General features: G+C 59.6%; 18 protein-coding genes and 1 pseudogene. 7 read left to right on the top strand and 12 right to left on the bottom strand.

All coding sequences use genetic code 11. The annotated features are described in order from the left end of the window. Positions 1-3: 3 nt before the first annotated feature. The 7 genes from QFZ94_RS06695 to QFZ94_RS06725 all read right to left on the bottom strand — a co-directional run bounded on the left by QFZ94_RS06695 (position 4) and on the right by QFZ94_RS06725 (position 6,042). Entirely contained in the window at positions 4-810 is an 807-nt protein-coding gene (locus tag QFZ94_RS06695) for a c-type cytochrome (RefSeq protein ID WP_429455962.1), read from the bottom strand. Beyond that, positions 807-2,441 (bottom strand): b(o/a)3-type cytochrome-c oxidase subunit 1, encoded by a 1,635-nt coding sequence (locus QFZ94_RS06700; protein WP_429455963.1) that lies wholly within the window; start codon positions 2,439-2,441, stop codon positions 807-809. The genes QFZ94_RS06695 and QFZ94_RS06700 overlap by 4 nt, the downstream gene beginning before the upstream one ends. Continuing rightward, positions 2,428-3,003 carry a cytochrome C oxidase subunit II gene (locus QFZ94_RS06705; protein ID WP_410850640.1) on the bottom strand — a complete coding sequence of 192 codons (576 nt, stop codon included), beginning with the start codon at positions 3,001-3,003 and terminating at the stop codon, positions 2,428-2,430. Before QFZ94_RS06705 ends, QFZ94_RS06700 begins: the two co-directional genes overlap by 14 nt. A gap of 2 nt (positions 3,004-3,005) precedes the next feature. Continuing rightward, positions 3,006-3,182: a hypothetical protein gene (locus QFZ94_RS06710; protein WP_410850641.1), complete on the bottom strand. Its 177-nt coding sequence runs from the start codon at positions 3,180-3,182 to the stop codon at positions 3,006-3,008. Between the two features lie 65 nt (positions 3,183-3,247). After that, positions 3,248-4,594 carry a c-type cytochrome gene (locus QFZ94_RS06715; protein WP_429455964.1) on the bottom strand — a complete coding sequence of 449 codons (1,347 nt, stop codon included), beginning with the start codon at positions 4,592-4,594 and terminating at the stop codon, positions 3,248-3,250. Next, positions 4,591-5,202, bottom strand: a complete 612-nt coding sequence (locus QFZ94_RS06720) for a c-type cytochrome (RefSeq protein WP_429457725.1) — start codon at positions 5,200-5,202, stop codon at positions 4,591-4,593. Before QFZ94_RS06720 ends, QFZ94_RS06715 begins: the two co-directional genes overlap by 4 nt. A gap of 435 nt (positions 5,203-5,637) precedes the next feature. Beyond that, positions 5,638-6,042, bottom strand: coding sequence for a DUF3331 domain-containing protein (locus tag QFZ94_RS06725; protein WP_429455965.1), 405 nt, complete (start codon positions 6,040-6,042; stop codon positions 5,638-5,640). Positions 6,043-6,826: 784 nt separating this feature from the next. On the opposite strand from QFZ94_RS06725, the gene QFZ94_RS06730 reads away from it, so the two are divergent. After that, positions 6,827-7,864 (top strand): LysR family transcriptional regulator, encoded by a 1,038-nt coding sequence (locus QFZ94_RS06730; protein WP_429455966.1) that lies wholly within the window; start codon positions 6,827-6,829, stop codon positions 7,862-7,864. Positions 7,865-7,945: 81 nt separating this feature from the next. On the opposite strand, the gene QFZ94_RS06735 is transcribed toward QFZ94_RS06730, so the two are convergent. The 3 genes from QFZ94_RS06735 to QFZ94_RS06745 all read right to left on the bottom strand — a co-directional run bounded on the left by QFZ94_RS06735 (position 7,946) and on the right by QFZ94_RS06745 (position 11,757). After that, positions 7,946-9,469 (bottom strand): PLP-dependent aminotransferase family protein, encoded by a 1,524-nt coding sequence (locus QFZ94_RS06735; protein WP_429455967.1) that lies wholly within the window; start codon positions 9,467-9,469, stop codon positions 7,946-7,948. Between the two features lie 499 nt (positions 9,470-9,968). Continuing rightward, on the bottom strand, positions 9,969-10,712 hold the full coding sequence (locus tag QFZ94_RS06740; RefSeq protein ID WP_368585518.1) for an SDR family NAD(P)-dependent oxidoreductase: 744 nt from the start codon (positions 10,710-10,712) through the stop codon (positions 9,969-9,971). Between the two features lie 382 nt (positions 10,713-11,094). After that, the gene (locus tag QFZ94_RS06745) at positions 11,095-11,757 is read right to left on the bottom strand and encodes a response regulator transcription factor (protein ID WP_429455968.1); all 663 of its coding nucleotides are present in this window, start codon (positions 11,755-11,757) and stop codon (positions 11,095-11,097) included. 296 nt (positions 11,758-12,053) lie between these two features. Here QFZ94_RS06745 and QFZ94_RS06750 point away from each other — a divergent pair, with 296 nt between their 5' ends. The 5 genes from QFZ94_RS06750 (at position 12,054) to QFZ94_RS06770 (ending at position 16,282) form a co-directional block, all read left to right on the top strand. Beyond that, positions 12,054-12,431 (top strand): response regulator, encoded by a 378-nt coding sequence (locus QFZ94_RS06750; protein WP_429455969.1) that lies wholly within the window; start codon positions 12,054-12,056, stop codon positions 12,429-12,431. A gap of 343 nt (positions 12,432-12,774) precedes the next feature. After that, positions 12,775-13,347 (top strand): YbhB/YbcL family Raf kinase inhibitor-like protein, encoded by a 573-nt coding sequence (locus tag QFZ94_RS06755; protein ID WP_176368732.1) that lies wholly within the window; start codon positions 12,775-12,777, stop codon positions 13,345-13,347. Positions 13,348-13,554: 207 nt separating this feature from the next. Continuing rightward, the gene (locus QFZ94_RS06760; protein ID WP_429457727.1) at positions 13,555-14,553 is read left to right on the top strand and encodes a bestrophin family protein; all 999 of its coding nucleotides are present in this window, start codon (positions 13,555-13,557) and stop codon (positions 14,551-14,553) included. A gap of 255 nt (positions 14,554-14,808) precedes the next feature. Next, positions 14,809-15,645, top strand: a complete 837-nt coding sequence (locus tag QFZ94_RS06765) for an alpha/beta fold hydrolase (RefSeq protein ID WP_368585514.1) — start codon at positions 14,809-14,811, stop codon at positions 15,643-15,645. A 178-nt stretch (positions 15,646-15,823) separates the two neighbouring features. Continuing rightward, entirely contained in the window at positions 15,824-16,282 is a 459-nt protein-coding gene (locus QFZ94_RS06770) for an MEKHLA domain-containing protein (protein WP_368585536.1), read from the top strand. Positions 16,283-16,416: 134 nt separating this feature from the next. Here the strand turns inward: QFZ94_RS06770 and QFZ94_RS06775 are convergent, their stop codons facing one another. After that, positions 16,417-17,172 (bottom strand): SDR family oxidoreductase, encoded by a 756-nt coding sequence (locus QFZ94_RS06775; RefSeq protein ID WP_429455970.1) that lies wholly within the window; start codon positions 17,170-17,172, stop codon positions 16,417-16,419. Positions 17,173-17,354: 182 nt separating this feature from the next. After that, positions 17,355-18,515, bottom strand: coding sequence for an IS30 family transposase (locus QFZ94_RS06780; protein WP_429455971.1), 1,161 nt, complete (start codon positions 18,513-18,515; stop codon positions 17,355-17,357). A 252-nt stretch (positions 18,516-18,767) separates the two neighbouring features. Here QFZ94_RS06780 and QFZ94_RS06785 point away from each other — a divergent pair. Beyond that, positions 18,768-19,699: pseudogene (locus tag QFZ94_RS06785) on the top strand (MBL fold metallo-hydrolase). The last annotated feature ends 58 nt before the right edge of the window (positions 19,700-19,757 follow it).

The raw sequence follows: 19,757 nt of genomic DNA on the forward strand, positions 1-19,757 counted from the left end.
CATTCACGGCTGAACCGCGTAATACTTTGCGAGACCGTCGATCTCTTCGGGTCGAAGTTGCCGCGCGACGTTGCGCATTTGCTCGCCGATGTCGTTATGCCGGGTGCCGCCAGCAAATGCGCGCATCTGAGCGGCAAGATACGAGGCTGACTGCCCGTCGAGCGAGGGCGCCGCGCCCTTGCGGTCGATCGTGCCGTGGCACGCTGCACAAGGAGCGATATTGCGGATCGGCGCGCCTTGCATCGCAAGCGCGTGTGCGGCGCCGTAATCGCGGCTGCCCGCTTCCTGCAACTGCGTATGGCGTGGCCGGCTCGAATAGTATTCGGCGACATCGTGCAGATCCTGGTCACTCAGGCTCGCGATGATTGGCTGCATGATCGCGCTCTCCCGTGCGCCGCTGTGAAAGTCGCGCAGTTCCTTGTAGATCGCATCGGCATACTGGGCGGCGAGCGCCGGAGCCGTTATGCCGGCCGGGTTCTGTGCGCCGTGGCACATCGAGCAACGCTGCGTGGCGAGCGTGGCGCCGCGTCCGCTCGAGACCGCGTAGATGCGAACGGCGCGCAGCGGCGGTAGCACGACGACATTGCTCGGCGGTGCGTCAGGCACGTTGTCGGTGCCCTTGGACCCCGACGACGGCACACCCGCCGCGCTGCAGATCGCGCTCCACAACTCGTTCGCCGTGAAGTCGCGCTGCATCGATGGCAACCAGACGAAGCCAATGAGAATCGCGAGGACAGCGACGAGAAATGTCCCGCCGGCGCTCACGGTAAACCACGGGTTGCGAAGGCTGAACACGCGTTCCAGTTTCATCGCGGTGCTCCCACGGCAACGGCCGGAACGGAAGTGTTCGGCAGACGCAGCAGCTGCACGATCGGCACCGAGTAGTTGACGACGGTGAGGCCGATCATCAGGGCAATCCACAGCCTGAAGCTATTGAGCGCTACCGGCACGCGCTCGACCGGATGCACGCAGACACTGAACTCGAACGGTTCCGGCGTTTCATGCGTACGGTTCGACGAACCGAACTGGGCCTTCGCGAGAATGTAGACAAAGAGCGCACCGGAAATGAGCAGCACGATGCCGCCGAATGCGGAGACTGCCACCCATATTGCCTGCGGCGCGATAGCGGGGTTCGTGTAATCGTAATACGCCATGCGACGCGGAGCGCCCAGGAGACCGACGTAGTGCCAAGGGAAGCTCACCACCAGCATGCCAATGAACCACAGCCACAGCTGCTTGCGGATCAAGCCCTCATCGGGCTTGCGTCCTGTGAGTTGGGGCCAGAGGTCGTAGGCGATCGCAAAGTACATGATCACGACCGCGCCACCGAAGATCAGATGGAAGTGGCCAGTGATCCACTGCGTGTTGTGGATCGTCGAATCAAGGTGGTAGCTCATGTTGATGAGCCCGCCGGCGCCGCCGAATCCGAGCATGACGAACGAGAACGCAATGGCGAGCATCATCGGATTGCGCCACGGCAGCGCCGTGAGCCAGCCGAATAGTCCGGTGCCGCCGCGCAGGCGACCCGCAATCTCGACCGACGCGCAAATCGTAAACACGGTCAGCAGTGTCGGCACGGAGACCATCGCCGTAAACATTTGGTGTATGAACTTGAAACCGGTGCCGACCTGCGGATCGGTGTACAGATGGTGAATGCCGATGGGCATCGCGAACACCAGGAACATCACGAACGCGATGCGGGCCATCGAATCGCTGTAGAGCCGCCCGCCGATGGCGCGCGGCACCAGTGTGTAGTACGCGGTGTAGGCCGGGATGAGCCAGAAGTAAACGATGGCGTGCAGCGTCCACGAGAACAACACGCGCGCGAGACCCACATCGATGGTCGACTTCAGGCCGAGCGCCACCGGCAGGATCTGGAACAGGATCTCGAGTGCCGCGCCTACCGCCGTCCACGCCCAAAGATACGCGCCCGCCACATTGGCGAACATGGCGAGCGGAATCGGCTGACCGGGATTGACGCGCCTCCATGCACGCAGATTCACGTACATCAGCGCGACCCATATCCACGAGCCGACTACCACGAGCACGATGCCGAGGTAGTAGAACACACTACCGATCATCGGCGGATAGAAGGTGAACAGCACCGAGGCATGGCCCGTCGCAACGGGCGCGAGTGCCATCAAGGCGCCCACCGCGAGCAGGATGAAGGCCGCCCATGCCCATTTGAGTCCGATCAGCCGCTGTCTGAGTGAGAGCTCGCAGATTGCGTAGCCAAACCCCATTGCGACCAGCGTCGGCAGCGCGTAGGCCATAACGGTTCCATGCGCCGTCACGGAACGGTAGTAGATCTCTGGATTGCCCACCCACGCGAACAGTGGACTGCGCACGAGCATCTGCCACGCGCCAAGCACGAGCGCGACAAGGAACGAGACAAAGGCGAGCCAGAAATGCGCGAGAACGAGCCGCTTAGCGAGAAACACAGCTGAGCCTCCGGGAGTGGCGGGCGGCCTCGAAGAACGTGGCCTTGTCGATGACTTTCACGTGAGCCCACATGGTTTGATGGCCGAAGCCACAGTACTCGTGACACGGCATCAGGTGTTCGGCCGGCTTCGGGAAAACGGTGGCGAGCGTCGAGACATAGCCTGGCTCGATCATGGCGTTGACATTTGTGCCCATGATCTCGAGGCCGTGCACGACATCGGCGCTCGTGACGCGCAGCGTCACCGGTGTATCGGCCGGCATCAGCAGGCATTGCGGCGTGAACGAGTATTGCTGGGCAATGAAGCGCACCGTGACGGAGCCATCCGGCTCGACCGCGCTGCCCAGGTTGCTCTCGACGAATTCCCCTGACATCTGCAGTCGGCTCGGGTCGATCGTTTCCACGCGCGACGGTGACGTCATCGCCGAGTGCATGCCCAGGTAGATCATCACGATCACGAGCAGCAGGATCAGGCCGCCGGCGAAGACGGCCCAGCGACGCTCGACGCGCATCGCGACCGAGCGGCCATCATGATTGGGTTGGTGCGAGGTTTCGGTCGACATGATCAGCTGATAGGGCCGCGCGGCAGGAATGCGAGGAAATAGAAGGCGAACCAGATCGCGAACACGATCACGGTGGCCGCACCGGCCAGCGCGATCGCGCCGCGCGGTCCGCCGGCGACGATGAGCTCGATCGTGGCGTCCAGCAGCGGATCTTTGCGGTTGTCGTTGGTCTCCATCATGGGGTTCTCAGTGAGGACGTGGTGATACGAAACGATGCCCGGATACCGCGCGTCGTCGTGCTCGTCTAGCGCAATGGCGCCTTGCGCAGTTCGTTGACCTCTTTCGCCGTGACCGGCAGGCCGTGGTTGCCCCACGCGGTCCGAATGTAAGTCACGACCGCGGCTGCGTCGTCGTCGCTCAATTCCTGCGCGAACGGCGGCATTCCGTACGGTTCAGGGTTGCGCCGCGTACCCGGCGGGAAGCCGCCATTGAGCACGATGCGAATCGGATTGACCGCCGAATCCATTTCGATCGACTGGTTGCCGGCCAGCGGCGGATACTTCGGCACGTTCCCCTTGCCATCGCTGCCGTGACAGACCGCGCATTTGTCGCTGTACACCTGTGCGCCGCGCGCGAATACCTTCGTGTCGGTCGCCGCGGAGGGGCCGTTCTTGCGGCCCTTGTTGTCCGGCAGCGCCTTGAGGTAGATCGCCATCGCCCTGACGTCGTCGTCGCTCAGGTACTGGAGGCTGTGGTAGGTCACCTCCGCCATCGGGCCATACACCGCGCCACGCTCCGAGAGACCCGCCTGCAGCATATCGACGATGTCCTTGATGCTCCAGTCGCCAAGGCCGCCGTCCTTGTCGGAGGTCAGCGACGGGGCATACCACTGCTGCACCGGGATCAGGCCGCCCGCGAACTCTTCGCTGCGCGACGAACCGCCGAGCATGTTGATCCGCGTATGGCACATCGTGCAGTGGCCGAGGCCTTCCACGAGGTACGCGCCGCGATTCCATTCGACTGACCGCGTTGGACTCGGCTGATAGGCCCCTTCGCGGAAGTAAAGCATGCGCCAGCCGATAAGCAGTTCGCGCTGGTTGAACGGAAATTTCAGTTCATGCGGCCGATTCGGCTTCGGTACCGGCACGATCGATTGCAGGTAAGCATAGATCGCATCCGAGTCCTCACGGGTGACCTTCGTGTACTGCGCGATCGGCATGGCCGGATAGATCAGCTTGCCGTCCGGTGACTTGCCCGTGCGCATCATCCTGAAGAATTCGTCCTTGCTCCAGTGGCCAATTCCGTACTGCGGATCGGGCGTGATGTTGGGCGAGTAGAGCGTGCCGAACGGTGTTTCCATCGCGAGCCCGCCCGCGAAAAGCTTGCCACGCGGCGCGGTATGGCAGGCGATACAGTCGCCCGCGCGCGCGAGATATTCGCCACGCGCGATGATCCCCGACCGCGTATCGGCATCGGCGGATGCCGCCTGCCGAGTTTCCGCGCTCGCCGTGGTGCAAACGAACATCGACGCGGCTATAGCAGCGACGAACGAAACGACGGCTGTAGCGCGTTCGAACACGCGGCGCGAGCTGACGTACAGCGAACGCGGCTCCAGAACGCACGAAGCGGGACGGGAAATTCGATTCCTCATTGCATTTGGCTCCCGCATGCTAGCGGCAGCTTTAAACCGCCTGGCGGCGACGGCCAGGGATCGTCGGGCCGAGGCTGCCGCGCGAGCCAGCTGGAAACCGCATAGATATCGCGATCATTCAGCCTCGCGGCGATCTCATGCATGCAGTCGGGCGCGATTGCGTGTCGCGTGCCCGAGCGCCACGTCCCCATCTGCCCGGCGATATAGCTCGCATGGAGACCGAGCAGGCCGGGCACGCCGGGCTTCGCGCCGGTCAGGCGCGCTCCGTGACACGCCGCGCACGCGGGCAGCTTGCGTGACGCGTCGCCGTTCATCACGAGTTGCTTGCCGTGGTCGAGCACATCGGGCGGCACCGCGGCAGTATCGGGATCGGGATACGGAGGCTGAAAGCCAGCGAAGTACTGGGCGATCCTGCGCAGATCTTCATCGGTCAGAAACGCCAGCAGGTAACTCATCGGCGGATAGGTCCGGCCGCCGTCGCGAAACGCGGACAGCTGATTAAACAGATAGTCAGCAGGCTTGCCGGCAATGCGGGGGAAGTAGTCGTTGCTGCGCCCCTGCCCCTGTACACCATGGCACGACGTGCAGGCGCGCATACGCTCGTCCATCGCGGACGACGAAGCCGGTGACTGGGCGAATACGCACGCTGATGCGAGGTATAGCAACACGAAGAGCGACGCGTTAGTAAATGCGCGATGCACGACAAGTCTCACGGAAAAATATAGAAAGTTCAGAGCTCTGTGTGCGAGCCGAATATTGCTTTCATTCAGATGGCAAGTAGTGCATCGCAAAGAACAAAAAACTCAGAGCATTTCGCGGCGTTCAACCGAGCCATCTACCGGGCGGATCGGATCTGACTCACCATCATATGAATGCCTTGTCCCCGATAGAAGATCAGCAGTGCATGCTTCTGAGTTTCCAGAAAAGCAACAATCACAGCATGCTTGCCTCATCGATAACGTATGGGTTGTGATGGACCCCGCCTATAGCCGATAACGAACAGTGACCATCGATCGAATCCTGGCGTTGTCATTCCAGTGACTTCACTGATCGCCCTGTAACGCAATGGGATGAATCATCGCATTCGCGTTAACCGGCATCCTCGGGCGCGTTGCCCGAGGACGATAGACGATCTCACCCCGGCGGATTTTCATTCCACTTATCGCGCAAACTCCGGAGTGGCGTGCGCGAGTCAGATGCCACTCCTGATCATGGTAAGCACAACGCAAGGGATCACTCCAGGCGAGCGTAACTCTCGTGGCAGTCGAACGCTCTAGCAGCCGTACCGTGACGCCCACGACCGGCACCGTTGACACGTTCTGCACTTCCCGCTTGAACAAAGCGGCAACGCTCATTTCGCCGTTTACGGGTAGCTCGTCCGACAATTGCCCCAGCAACCCGACGGTCCTCGCCCATGGATCGCAAATATCCGATTGTTCCAATACCATACGGGTTCCTCCAAGTTGGAATGATTGCTGCTCGTCAGGCGGCTGCGAGAGGCGAATCGACGAATTCGATTACGCCGCGTCACACGTCATTTCGGCATTTCGGGACCGCTCGCCGCACAAACACATCAGAGGATTGCCGTCGGTATCGATCGGCTGGCGCTCTACTCGAATCGGTGTTGCGGGTGTGGGCGGGTCACAGTCAGGCAGATTTCATGGTCCGTCTTCCTATTGCTAGTCCGATCTCCGTGCTGAACAGATGCAAATGCAGGCTGAATCGTCATGGTCAACGGTATCCCTGATAGAGCCACGTCGCCACCCTACTTTGAATTGGCATAAGCTACTTACCGGATTGGAACGCTCATACCTTCGTATAGTAGAGACCACCGTACCGTCATCTCATCGTAGGTATCGGGAACGGTCCACTGTCGTTCGCGTCATTTCGGCGTCATGCAAGGTAAGCCTTTTAGTGCTCTGCAATCACGCACGATGGCAAGTGTCGGATTTGCTCTCTTACCCGATGTCCAATACAGCGTTGTTATCGAATCCGGCTCCGATTTCCACCTCTCTAATTTTTTCGATTATCAATTAGCGACGGTCGATTTTGAATCGAAACACTTGACCAAACAAAGGTATGCGGGGTCCGTACGATCGTAGACTGGTATGAGGTACGCGCGCGAAGTAACTTGGCTTGGGGAAACGATCGCTGTGGAGCTCTGTCCCGTTCGCGCGGGACGACATGCCCATGGTCTCAACGTCCGCAAGTCGAACAGCTTTGGAGCGTTTCATGAATCAATTGAATATCTCGCCACCCGCCTTTCCTGCCGATTTTCTGAACCACGCCGATCCTTTCTTAAACTGCTTTGCGAGCAGCTATGCAGGCATCGTCACGTTCATGGCGGTTGCTAAAGAAGGGAGTTTTGCCAAAGCGGGCGAGCGACTTGGAGTTGGACGCTCGAGCGTCTCGCGCAGTGTCCAGCGGCTCGAGAAGCAGCTCAGCACACGCCTATTCCTTCGAACGACGAGAACCACGCGCCTGACGCGCGAGGGAGAGCGCTTTTTTGAGCACTGCAATCTTGGTGTGGCTCATATCGTCGGGGCCGTCAACGACATGCTCGACCTGCGCCACGGTCCGCCTCGTGGCTTGCTGCGGGTCTCATCGGGCATCGGTTTCGGGCGCAATGTGGTCGCGCCGCTATTGTTGAAGTTCGCCGAGCTCTACCCGGACATCTCGGTCGAACTGCTTCTCGATGACAAACCGGTGGATTTCGCCGGTGGCCAGATCGATGTTGCGTTCCGCGATGGACACCTCACGGACTCCCGCATCGTCGCAAAGCGGCTGATTCCGATGCAGCTCATCGTTTGCGCGTCGCGTGCCTACGCCGAGCGGCACGGACTTCCTTCCAGCCTCGGCGAGCTTGGCCAGCACGAGTGCATCAACATGAAACATTCAACTGGGCGAGTGGTCGAGTGGGAGTTCATGGTGGAGGGCCGGACTCAAAAATTCCTCCCTCCCTCCAAGTTGACGTTCAATGACGCGGATCTCGTACGCGATGCCGTCCTCGGTGGTCGCGGCATTGCGCAGATGCCGGCGCATCAGATCTGGGACTGCGCGAGGCGCCAGGAGCTTGTGATGACGTTGACCCAGCATGTGTCGAAGGAGCGCGCCTACTACATTTGCTACCTTTGCCGTGAACACCTGCCGATCCGGGTCCGCGTCTTTATCGATTTCATGACTGAGCAGATCCGGGCGCTTGATCTGAATAATTTGGACCGCGCCAATGCGAGCGAGGCTATGAACTGCATTGCGGCGATGCCAGCGTAGTGTCCGACCGGCGGCAGCGTTGCACGCGATCCGGACCGTTCCATGATTTAAGCGGTCGCAACGCTTGATCGATTCGTGATGTCAGTCGTCCAGGCAGGCTCGCAACAATTGCGCGAGACGCTCGGCCTCCCGCGCATCGGCAACGTTCGCAAAGCCCATCACCAGACCGCGCGGAGTGTGCGGTGCGCGGCCATCCGCGTACCAGCTCGAAAGCGGCAGAACCGCAAGTCCGGCTTCGCGGGCGCGGGCGGCAACTGCGACATCGTCGATTGCGCCATTGGGGCCTTCGGCGAATCGGGTCGCAAACTGCACTCCGCCCGATGGCGGATCGACCATCAGCCGTTCTCCGAACGCCCCCTTCAACGCGTCCACGATCAGCATGCGACGCTCCTCGTACAACGCGCGCATACGCTTCAGATGGCGCGCGAAATGTCCCTGCCCGATGAAATCCGAAGCAACCGCCTGCAGCAATGTCGAAGCGCCTGCGTTCATGCTGTGCGTCACCCGCTCGACGCTCTCGATCGCCCGTTCCGGCACGACCACATACGCGAGCCGTAAGCCCGGAAAAATCACCTTGCTGAAGGTGCCGCAATAGATCACGCGACCGTGCCGGTCAATGCTCTTCAAAGCCGGCAAAGGTCGGCCCGTGTAGCGGAACTCGCTGTCGTAATCGTCTTCCAGGATCCAGCTAGAGGCGTTCTCCGCCCAATCGAGCAGTGCGATCCGCCTCGCGAGTGACAGCGTGTGCCCGAGCGGACTCTGATGCGACGGCGTAACGAGTGCAAAGCGTGCCTGCGCGTCCAGTTGTATGCCGCGCTCGACGTCGATCCCTTCGCCGTCGACCGGCACCGGCACGAGCCGCACGCCGGCATCGGCCAGAAAGCTGCGTGCGAGCAGATAGCCGGGATCTTCGAACCACATGCGATCGCCCGCGGATGCGAGACTGCGCATCACGAGTTCGAGCGTCGCGCGGTAACTCCCGGTCACGAACACCTGTTCGGGCAGGCAGGTGACGCCGCGCGACAGTCCGAGATGGGTAGCGATGTGTTCGCGCAGTGGCTGGTAGCCGGCCGGCGCTGGATAAGCGAGTGCCGCACGTTCGCCGCTGCGTACGCGAAACGAGAACAGCCGGTTCCAGACCTTGCGCGGAAAAGCGTCCAGCGCAGGCAAGCCCGGTTGTAACGGCAGCGGTTCGCCGCTGAAGGGGACGACCGGTCGATCCAGCGCCGATTGACTGCCGTGCGGCGCGACCGGCTCAGTCGTCACTCCGCCTGCGACCGCGCGAGGCCTGTCGAGCGAGTACCGAACGGTTTGCAGCCTTGACGATCGCATCGCCGACACCGGAAGCGATGGCGATACGAAGGTGCCCGCCGCGCCGCGCACCTGCAGGTAGCCCTCGTCGACGAGGGTCGTGTACGCGCGTTCAACCGTGCCGAGTGCGGTATTCAGCTGCGTGGCCAGACCGCGCAATGCGGGCACGCGGTCTCCAGGGCGCAGATTCCCCGCGGCGATCGCAGTCCGGAAGCGCTCGCAGATTTGCAGATAGATCGGCAACTCATGTTGCGGATCGATCTCGATGGTCAATGCCGGTAACGGTGCGGTCATTACGGTCTCGCGTGCGAACGAAGCAGAGGTGACGTTTTTGGTGAACTCGGGATTACAGACAGTGTAGGAGCGTGGCCTAACGAGTGGAGGGCAAGGCATGGGCAAGCGTCGGAGTATCGACCACAGGCTCGACGGCCCGCATCTCGCGCTCGCCACCCGTTTCAAGCGCCCGGGAAAGGCCGCGGGTCAGCCTGCGGGTCTATCGTTACCCACTCGTTCGCCGGTCTGAAACCGCAGTTGATGTCGAGCTCCCGCTTCGAAGCCGTTTGCGCATGGATGGCCATGCAAACGCGCACCTTGTCGTGTGCGAGACGAAGGCGGATGGAATGGTGCGTCAGGATAAGACAAATCGATTCTCGGCGCGCTTGAACAAGGCTTGAACAGCCGACCGAGAGACAGCAACGCAACATCGCGTTCAGTTCGAATGCGATGTTGGGTCCCAAATGTATTTCAGCGGAATAGCCGTCTGAGTGCAGACGCGCGGCCGAAGATAAATGTCCTAGGCCAACGTATAGCCATTATCGACTATCAAGTCTTGACCATATATCCCGCGAGACGCCGGCGACAGCAAAAACATGATTGTGTCGGCTACCGCATCGGCCTCGAGGAAGCGGCCAGGAAGCAAACGCCGATTGACACGTTCGGCAATCGCGGAAAGCTGATCATCTGGCAAGCCCAACGAGGACCAGATTGCTGTAGCGGTTGGTCCCGGCGAGACCAGATTGATTCTGACGCCATGTGGTGCCAGTTCCACTGCGAGCGTCCGCGCATGCGCCTTGACCGCCGCCTTTGATGCTATATACGCGCCCAGCCCCGGAAATGTTGTCTGTGACAGAAACGTCCCGATGAACACAACCGACGCAGGTTTCGCCAACTGTTCTCGCACCACTGAAAGCGTGTTCAGCGCACCCGCTCCGTTCACTGCCCATTGACGCTCGAACGCCGCGGCTTCAAGACCGTCGTCCAATATAGCGATGCCTGCATTCGGCACCAGAAAGTCGATCGGACCCAGCCGCTGGGCCTCCGCAGAAAGCAACTCGAGATCGTCACTTCGTGTGACGTCCCCTTTGATCCATACGAGCCTCTCGTCGAATGTCGACTGCAATGCCGCCAAACCCCCTTTCGTTCGACTCATCGCCAGCACGCGCGCCCCATTGTTTAATAAGCGACGGGTAGTCGCAAGCCCAATTCCGGAACTCGCTCCCGTGACCACAGCGAGACGACCTTCAAAATCCTTAAGCATCGTTCTTTCCTTCCTGGCGGCTGTTTTTCTGTAGGACAAATTGGTCCTTCAGAAAAATCATGGCAATAAGAGTGAAGCACTAAATCAAAATTCAACGCATGATGATCAAGGTCACAATTTCCAATCGGATATGGATTATTCTACTTCCTCGACAAGTTCGGCTAGTTAGATACCCATATCGAAGATGAGGCAAAATCCAGAGCGGCAGAGATGAAATACTAAAGCGATCAGGATGATCTGTTTCATGAAAAACCGGATCAACTGTTTGTCCGCGATGTCACAAATACGCGGAGATCGGTTCACTACAATTACGCACGCGAAACCTGTTCGGTCCGGCGGGAGGACATAGCGCCGCGCTGTCAGGCTCCGCGAAGGTGCGCTATCACCATTCCTGTTTCGTCGAGACACAATCCTTGATGAGGTCCGTCTTTCTGATCAGATCGGGAAGCGATAGCGCTTCAAGCTTCTTCATCGCAGCGCCGCGGTACATCTTGATGGTTATTTCGCTCAAGTTCATTTCAGCAGCGATCTGCTTGTTCAAAAACCCCTTCACAACGAACCAGATCACTTCACGCTCCCGCGCGGTAAGCGTGTTATAACGCGCCAGCAGCGCAACCCTTGTCAGAGATTTTTCCAATTGCTCGGCATGACGACCGATCGCCGATGAAACAGCGTCGATAACACGTTGCTCCCGGACAGGTTTGGTCAGGAAATCAACGGCGCCGGCTTTCATGGCCTCCACCGACATTTCAATATCCGCATGGGCAGTCATGACGATAATTGGCATGTCGACCTGATGCCTTCTCGCGCTCAACTGGAACGTCAAACCACTCTCCCCCTGCAGGCGAACGTCCAGTAGCAGGCAGCTCGGAACACCTGGTTTTTCGGCCGAAATGAAATCGCGCGTCCCCTCAAAGGTTCGCACCGAATATCCGCACGAACGCAGTAAGCTCGAGAGCGACGAGCGAAGCGACGCGTCGTCGTCGATTACATAGACAATTGCACCGTCGGTGTTAGCCACGGCTGGAAAGGTATTTTTCTCCATTCGCGTTCCTTTCCTGTACTGATGTGCACAACGCATCGGTTGCGCACCAAGATTTAAACTGCCTCCCGAAGTGTAATTTAAATGTAGGATTCTGGCGAGGCGGTGCCGGCATCGCCGGCACCGCCCGCTGCAGTGCGTAGCTCACTCGCCTCCCGCATTCCACCCACGACCCGCACTAACCTCTCGATATACCCGCGTATGCTTTCAACGGGGCTCTACGTTGAGTATCCTTCGTTTGCGCACACACGACACGGCGGCCAAACCGTCGCAGCCGGCGCGGACTGGGAGAAGGATAATTGCGCTCGCCACAGGTAATCTGGGTCGTTGATGACGATCCCTCGTTTCGATCTGGACTCTCAAGCCTGCTCAGATCGCTCGATTACGTTGTCTTGACCTTCGAGTCTGGAGCGGACCTGATCGCACGTACCGGAGAAACGCAGCCCGATTGCATCATTTCGGACGTACAGATGCCCGGCATGTCGGGCTTCGAATTGACTCTGCGTCTGATCGAAACCGGACGGTCCATACCAACAGTATTTGTCTCCGCCTATCCGAAGCCTGAACTGCAGCAGGAAGCGCTAGCCACGGGCGCCTGTGCGTTTCTGACCAAGCCTTTGAGTGCCAAAGACCTGACAGCTGCCATCGAGGCGGTGACGAGCACGCGTTCCAGTTAGCGTTATGAACGTCAGATAAGCGCGCATCCTTCCTTCAAGCCGCGCACAGTTTGTGTGATCGCGCGAAGTAACCAGCCGCAGTCCTGCATTGGATCTGGATCGATTCGAACAACCGAGAATCGCCCATCGTCCCGTTGAACGCCAGCCCCCCCCTCGCGCCCTCGTTGACCAGGCATCCGCACTGAGCGGGCGCCCTCTGGAATTGCATCACGCTCACGGGACAGGTGCTTGTTGCGCACGAGGCAACACAGTGGTTTCCGTGGCCCGGCTTCCACCGCGCACCGGCGCGCGATACCGTCTGACAGCGAAGTCACTGCACTTTCTTCAATCACAGGAGGCTGACATGGGACTCTTTGTCCTGCCACGAAAAGCTGTCTGCGTATGCGCGCTACTCGCAACGCTGCCCGCGGTCGCCGCCGCTGAACCGTTTTCCCTCAAAGTTGCCGACCTCGATCATGGCCGCTTCAGGAATGAACAGGTGTACAGCGGATTCGGTTGCCACGGCGAGAACGTGTCGCCCGGTGTGTCCTGGTCGCACCTACCGGCCGAAGCCCGCAGCGTCGTCGTGACCATCCACGATCCCGATGCGCCGACGGGAGGTCTGGGCTGGACTCACTGGGCGGTTGCCAACATACCGCCCTCGCAGACGTCGCTTCAGAAAGGCGCCTCCGGCAACGGACAACTGCTGCCGGCTGGCGCCATTGAAACGCTGACTGACTTCGGCATATCAAAGTACGGCGGGCCCTGTCCGCCGCAAGGCAAGCCGCATCGCTATGTGGTCACTGCGTACGCACTTGACGTGCCACATATCGACGTCAGTGCTGCGTCGAGTCCGGCGCTCGTTGCGTTTCAGATGCACGGCAAGATCGTCGCACAGGCGCGCTTCGTCGCAACGTACCAGAGTGCGCCGAATTGAACTGCGTCCCGCGCGGATTCACGTTAGCGACAAGCCGAGGTAGCCCCACGGAGCGTCAGATGATGGATGCACAGGTCATGCTCTGCGTGCCTGGTTGCATCTTTCACGTGCGAGTCGAAAGGCCTTATCCCGCCTGAGCCCTCAAGCGACTGTCCACGCATGAGTCAATCGCAGGCGAACGTCACCGCGTCACCAGGTAGCCGCGCCATGCACCTCGGCAAATCTTATAAGTTATCGGAGTTCCTGTTCTGGACGAGAAGGCAAATCTATGCCCTCATCATCTGGGGCACGTTGCCCGTCATTCTCTTCAAGTTTTGCGGCATGGCGTGGCTGTCAGTGCCGCTCACGATCGTCGTTCTGCTTGGCACCGCCACGTCGTTCATTGTCGGCTTCAAGAACGTTCAGACCTATAACAGGGCGATGGATGCCCAAACGATCTGGACAGGCATCGTGAGCGCGAGCCGGCGCTGGGGCCAGCTTGCCCGCGATTTTCTGGACGACGACAGCACCAGCCGGCAGTTGATCGACCGTCATCTCGCCTGGCTCACTGCATTGCGTTACTCGCTGCGCCGCCCGCGCGTGTGGGAAAGCATGAGCAAGCGATTCAATACCGAATACCGTCGGCACTACAGGGTGCCCGAATGGGAAAGGAGTCTCGAAGAAGCGCTGCGCAAATATTTGACTGTGCTGGAGACCGAGCAGACGCTCGATTCCCCGAGCGCCGCGACAAGCCTGCTGAGCGCCCAAGGCGCATGTCTGCAGAAGCTTCACGCGGCGGGAAAACTGCATCCGTCGTACTATCTGGAACTTCAACGCGCGTTGGGCGATTTCATTGATTTGCAAGCAAAGGCAGAACAGTTGAAGGAATTTCCGTATCCCCGTCAATACGCAACCGTGTGCGCGCTATTCGTCCGCTTCTTTTGCCTGCTTTTTCCGTTTGGCCTACTGCGAGAATTCGACAGGCTCAACGACAGCGTGAGCGGCTTTATGCACGGAAACATGATATGGCTCGTCGTGCCGTTCAGCGTGGCCGTGTCGTGGATGTACACCTCGCTCGAACAGGTGGGCGACAGCACTGAAAACCCGTTTGAAGGAAGCGCGAATGACGTGCCGATTTCGACGCTGTGCGCGCACATCGAGCGCGATGTTCGATCGATGCTAGGCGAGCGAACGGAGGATCTCGAACAGCAGACGATTGCCCTGTAGCCCGAGGACCGTGAGGCGGGCGGGACGGCTCACCGTGTTGCATGTCCGGCAACATTAAGCATGGTTCGCATACCCTTGCGACTGCTACGATGTTTCCGACGGTACGTCTTTGTTCCGTCCCAATGCCTGTCTTCACATCGCTTTGCTTCGTCCGCTTTTTGCGAGCGTTCGTGCCGAAGCGGTGACTTCTGTTGCGCGGGCGCCGGATCACGATGATCCGTCTCCTAGCGCGGATAACGTCAAAGGAGCATGACCATGCCGTACGTCAGGACTATGGACAATGTCGATATCTTCTACAAAGACTGGGGCCCAAAGGACGCCCAGCCTATCGTCTTCCATCACGGTTGGCCGCTATCTTCCGACGACTGGGATACGCAGATGCTGTTCTTCGTGCAGAAAGGCTACCGCGTCATCGCGCATGATCGGCGCGGCCATGGTCGTTCGTCGCAGGTCTCGGGCGGTCATGACATGGACCATTACGCTGCCGATGCCTTTGCCGTCGTTGAAGCACTCGATCTGCATAACGCGGTGCATATCGGCCATTCGACGGGCGGCGGCGAGGCAACCCGGTATGTAGCGAAACACGGGCAGCCGGCGGGACGAGTAGCCAAAGCCGTCCTGGTCAGTGCCGTGCCTCCGCTCATGCTCAAGACTGACGCAAATCCAGAAGGTCTACCAGTCGAAGTCTTCGACGGTTTCCGGAAAGCGCTTGCAGACAATCGAGCCCAGTTCTTCCTCGACGTCGCGGCCGGTCCTTTCTACGGCTTCAACCGTCCCGGCGCGACCGTGTACCAAGGTGTGGTCCAAAACTGGTGGCGGCAGGCAATGATGGGTAGTGCGGAAGCGCACTATGAGGGCATCAAAGCCTTCTCGGAAACTGACCAGACGGAAGATCTCAAGGCGATTACCGTCCCGACGCTCGTACTGCATGGAGACGACGACCAGATCGTACCGATCGCCGCTGCGGCGCTGAAGTCGATCAAGCTGTTGAAGAACGGGACACTGAAGACGTACCCGGCTTTTCCGCACGGCATGTTGACGGTGAACGCAGAGGTCCTCAACGCGGATCTGCTCGCCTTCGTGCGCAGTTAACGTTTAACATAGGCCCGCTTCGGCGGGCTTTTTGGTGCGGCAATGGTTTCGACCGGCCGCTCAACACCGCTGTCCCCGTCAGGTCTCTGTTGGTCGACCTGGATGCACCAATCATGGACAATCTGGATCAGGATTCCGCGACCCAGTGTCCCCAATGTTCTTCGTCGATATAAATCCGATGATTCCACTTCACCGTGATCCGTCTTTTTACCAACTCCTTTCCGATAGTTACGCCCGGCTAGTCGGCCACAGTCTGGTTCCTCACGTCATGCCCGTTGCTGAAGCGACCGAATGGCTCTATGAACATGCCTCATTCGCGGTACTCGCGCACAATACCGATCCCGACCCGGTCTTTATTTACGGCAACAAGGCCGCACAGCGCCGCTTTGGATATAGCTGGGATGAAATCACCAGGCTGCCGTCGCGGCTTTCCGCCGAGGCCCCGAATCGTGAGGAACGGCAGCAATTCCTCGAACGCGTGCAGCGGCTCGGCTACGAGACGAACTACCGGGGCGTGCGTGTTACCAAGTCTGGCGAGCGCTTCATGATCGAGCAAGCCACACTGTGGCAGCTACTCGACGCGAACGGCACACTGCACGGCCAGGCGGTGATCATTCCACACACGCGCGACATCTGATCGTGCGTATGGGCACTCCGGTATGAACAGAAAAAAAGCCCGCCTTACCAGACGGGCAAACAGGGGGAGCGCTAATCGACGAGTGGAATAGCTCGACGCTAAGACCTCTGATAACGCGCCTTCATGGGTCGCGTTTACTTCACCGCCTGGGCCTGCCGGAACCACGCGTCGAAATCGACAGAGCCCAGCCGCGCATGCGGACCTGGCACAAGCGTGTCGTCCTGCAGTTGCGCGCCGAAGTAACGCGCGTCGGCATCTTCGAAGACCGTACGGTTATCATGCGTCGCCTGTAGATAGCGTCGCACCATTGCCGCAAGTCGAACGCGTTCCGGCCCGGCGATTTCCACGATGCCGTTGCGCGGCTCGCCAACCGAGAAGTCCGTCACGGCCACGGCCACGTCGTCGGACGAGATTGGCTGGAAGAAAGCGGGCGAGAGCCGGACGCTGTCGCCCTCGGTGCCCGATTGCGCAATGCCACCGAGGAACTCGAAGAACTGTGTGGAATGCACGATCGTGTATGGCACGCCCGAATCGCGAATGAGTTTTTCCTGCGCGATCTTGGCGCGGAAATAGCCGCTTTGCGAAAGCCTGCCGGTGCCGACGACAGAAAGCGCGACGTGATGCCGGACGCCGGCCTCGATTTCCGCCGCGAACAGGTTGCGGCCCGACGTTTCGAAGAAGGCCAAAACGGCGTTGTCCTCGAACGAAGGTGAATTGGCAAGATCGACGACGACGTCGGCCCCCTCGAGCGCCACCCGCAGTCCTTCGTTCGTGAACGTATTCACGCCCGTTGCTGGAGAAGCCGCGACGGCGGTATGGCCGCGCTCACGCAGGTTCTTCACCACCTTGCTGCCGATAAGTCCCGTACCGCCAATGACGATGAACTTCATGTAGTTTCTCCATGCGATGTTGCCTCTACAGATTGCCGCCGCGTATGGCGCCATATTCGGCGTGCGCGGCGACGGCGGGCCATCCACGAGCGATCGTACGTACGTGCTGCTTCCTGCGGTAGATCGTTGCCGGCATCCACAGTGTTGCGCGCGGAACATCAATCAACATGGGCTTGGCGGATTCAACCGGTCGATGCAATAGTTTGGTTAAACCGCTCGGCTGGCGTTTCGTAATTCAGTGTCTTCCTCGGACGTTCATTGAGCCGTCTCGCCACAGCATTGAGCCTAGTCTGTGAATACACCGACAGGTCGGTACCTTTCGGGAAGTATTGCCTCAACAGTCCATTCGTGTTCTCGTTCGACCCACGCTGCCAGGGATGTTGTGGGTCGCAGAAGTAGACGGCAATGTCCGTGGCAACAGTAAAGCGTTTGTGGCTGGCCATCTCAGTGCCGCGATCCCAGGTTAGCGATTTGTAGAGTTCCTGGGGCAATTTGCAGGCATGTTTGATGAGCGCATCGGCAACCACCTCGCTGTCCTTGCTGGCAATCTTCACCAGCATCACATAGCGTGTCTGGCGCTCGACGAGCGTCGCAATCTGGCTGCTCCCGCTGCCGCAAAGCAGATCACCCTCCCAATGTCCCGGCACTGCGCGGTCCTCGATCGTGGCTGGACGTTCGCTGATCGACACCGTGTCGCGGATCCTGCCGTGGTCGCCCGTCTTCTGCGTGTAATGGCGGGAACGCCGCATGACCCGGGTACGCCGCAAATGTTCGAGCAATTCCTTCTTCAAGACACCACGGGCCTGGATGAAGAGACTGCGGTAGATGGTCTCGTGTGACACGTGGTAATCCTCGTTGTCCGGGTACGCGCGCCTGAGCCATCCCGCGATCTGCTCGGGCGACCACTCCAGTTGAAGTTTGTCTGCCACGATGCGTGCCAACATCCGGTGTTCGACCAGCTTACAGACTTTGGGCCGCTGCGCCCGATCCCAGGCAAGCTGATCGGCGTGACTTGCCCGATAGCCATCCTGCCCACTGTTGCGTTTGATCTCGCGGCAGATGGTAGAGGGAGCCCGCGCAAGCCGACTGGCGATTGACTGGATCGAATCGCCAGCAACAAGCGCGCTCGATATCTCTTCCCGCTCGGCTAATGTTAGCGCCAGCCGCGAACGATGTCGCTTTGCCGGCGGGATTCCACCGGCTTCGCCGATGATCCGCTGCACGGACGAGTGGTGGCGATCGAAGAGCTGGGCGATATGCTCGAGAGACTCACCCTTTCGCCAGCGCTCCCACATCAGCGCTTTCTGCTTCTCGCTGTAGTAAATCCGGTGTCGCTGTTTCATTTGCAACACTCCCGCCGCTCATGCAGCGTTCATTGTGTTGCATCGACCGGTTGAATCCGCCCTTCGATTGTTGCCATTCGGACAACACGATAAACGCATTTGCGACACTACTTACGTTCGCCAGCCTAACTAAAATCGCTCTGACGATCAGTCGAAACGCGAGCACAACGAAGCGCGCGAAACTCGTGGTCGTGCTCGTGAACCGCGTCGCCCAGTGCGGCTTACCCCACTTAATCAACAGGACTATTGAAGATGAGCGCAACTACCCGCAATGTGCAGCCGGTTATCGCCAACCTTGGCAAAGAAGATTCAGGCGAACTCGTATCTTCGCGCTACGCCGTGCGCGTGGGTGACATCGACGTCGTGCTGATCAGCGACGGCATTCTGCCGCTGCCCACCTCCACCATGTCCACTAACGTGAGCGAAGCGGACCGCAACGAATGGTTCGATGGCCGTTTCCTGCAACGTGACATGTTCGACTGGGCGCTGAATATCGCGCTCGTGCGCAGCGGCGAACGCCTGATCCTGATCGACTCGGGCGTGGGCGACGGCTTCGAATACTTTTCGCGCGCCGGTCGCTCGGTGATGCGCCTGGAAACGGCTGGCATCGACCTGGCTGCGATTACCGATATCGTGATTACGCATATGCACATGGATCACGTCGGCGGGCTCAACGTTGCTGGCGTCAAGGCCAAGCTGCGCCCCGACGTGCGCATTCACGTGTCGGCCACGGAAGTGGAGTTCTGGAAAAAGCCGGACTTCAGCAAGACGGTGATGCCGGAATCGGTTCTCCGGCGCTTCGCAAGGCTGCTGCAAAGTTCGTGGAACTCTACGGCGAAAACATCGTGCGGTTCGATCGAACCGTCGAAATCGCAGCGGGCGTGTCGGCACGCGTGACGGGCGGGCACACGCCGGGGCACTGCGTCGTCGACGTCGCATCAAAGGGCGAGAAGCTGACGTTCGTAGGCGACGCAATTTTCGAGGTCGGCTTCGATAATCCTGCTTGGCAAAATGGCTTCGAGCACGATCCTGAAAAGGCTGTGGACGTGCGAATCGCGCTATTCAACGAAGCCGCTGAAACCGGCTCTCTGCTGGCAGCAGCGCATGTCGCATTCCCGTCCATCGGTCACGTTGCGAAGCACGGCGAAAGCTTCCGTTTCGTACCGGTGCAGTGGGACTACTGATTGACGCCTCGACTATCAACCATCGTCGTATAGACCGACGATTGTCGGAAGACCGCCA

The sequence above is a fragment of the Paraburkholderia sp. JPY465 genome (assembly GCF_050436725.1).
GTDB classification, from domain to species: domain Bacteria; phylum Pseudomonadota; class Gammaproteobacteria; order Burkholderiales; family Burkholderiaceae; genus Paraburkholderia; species Paraburkholderia youngii.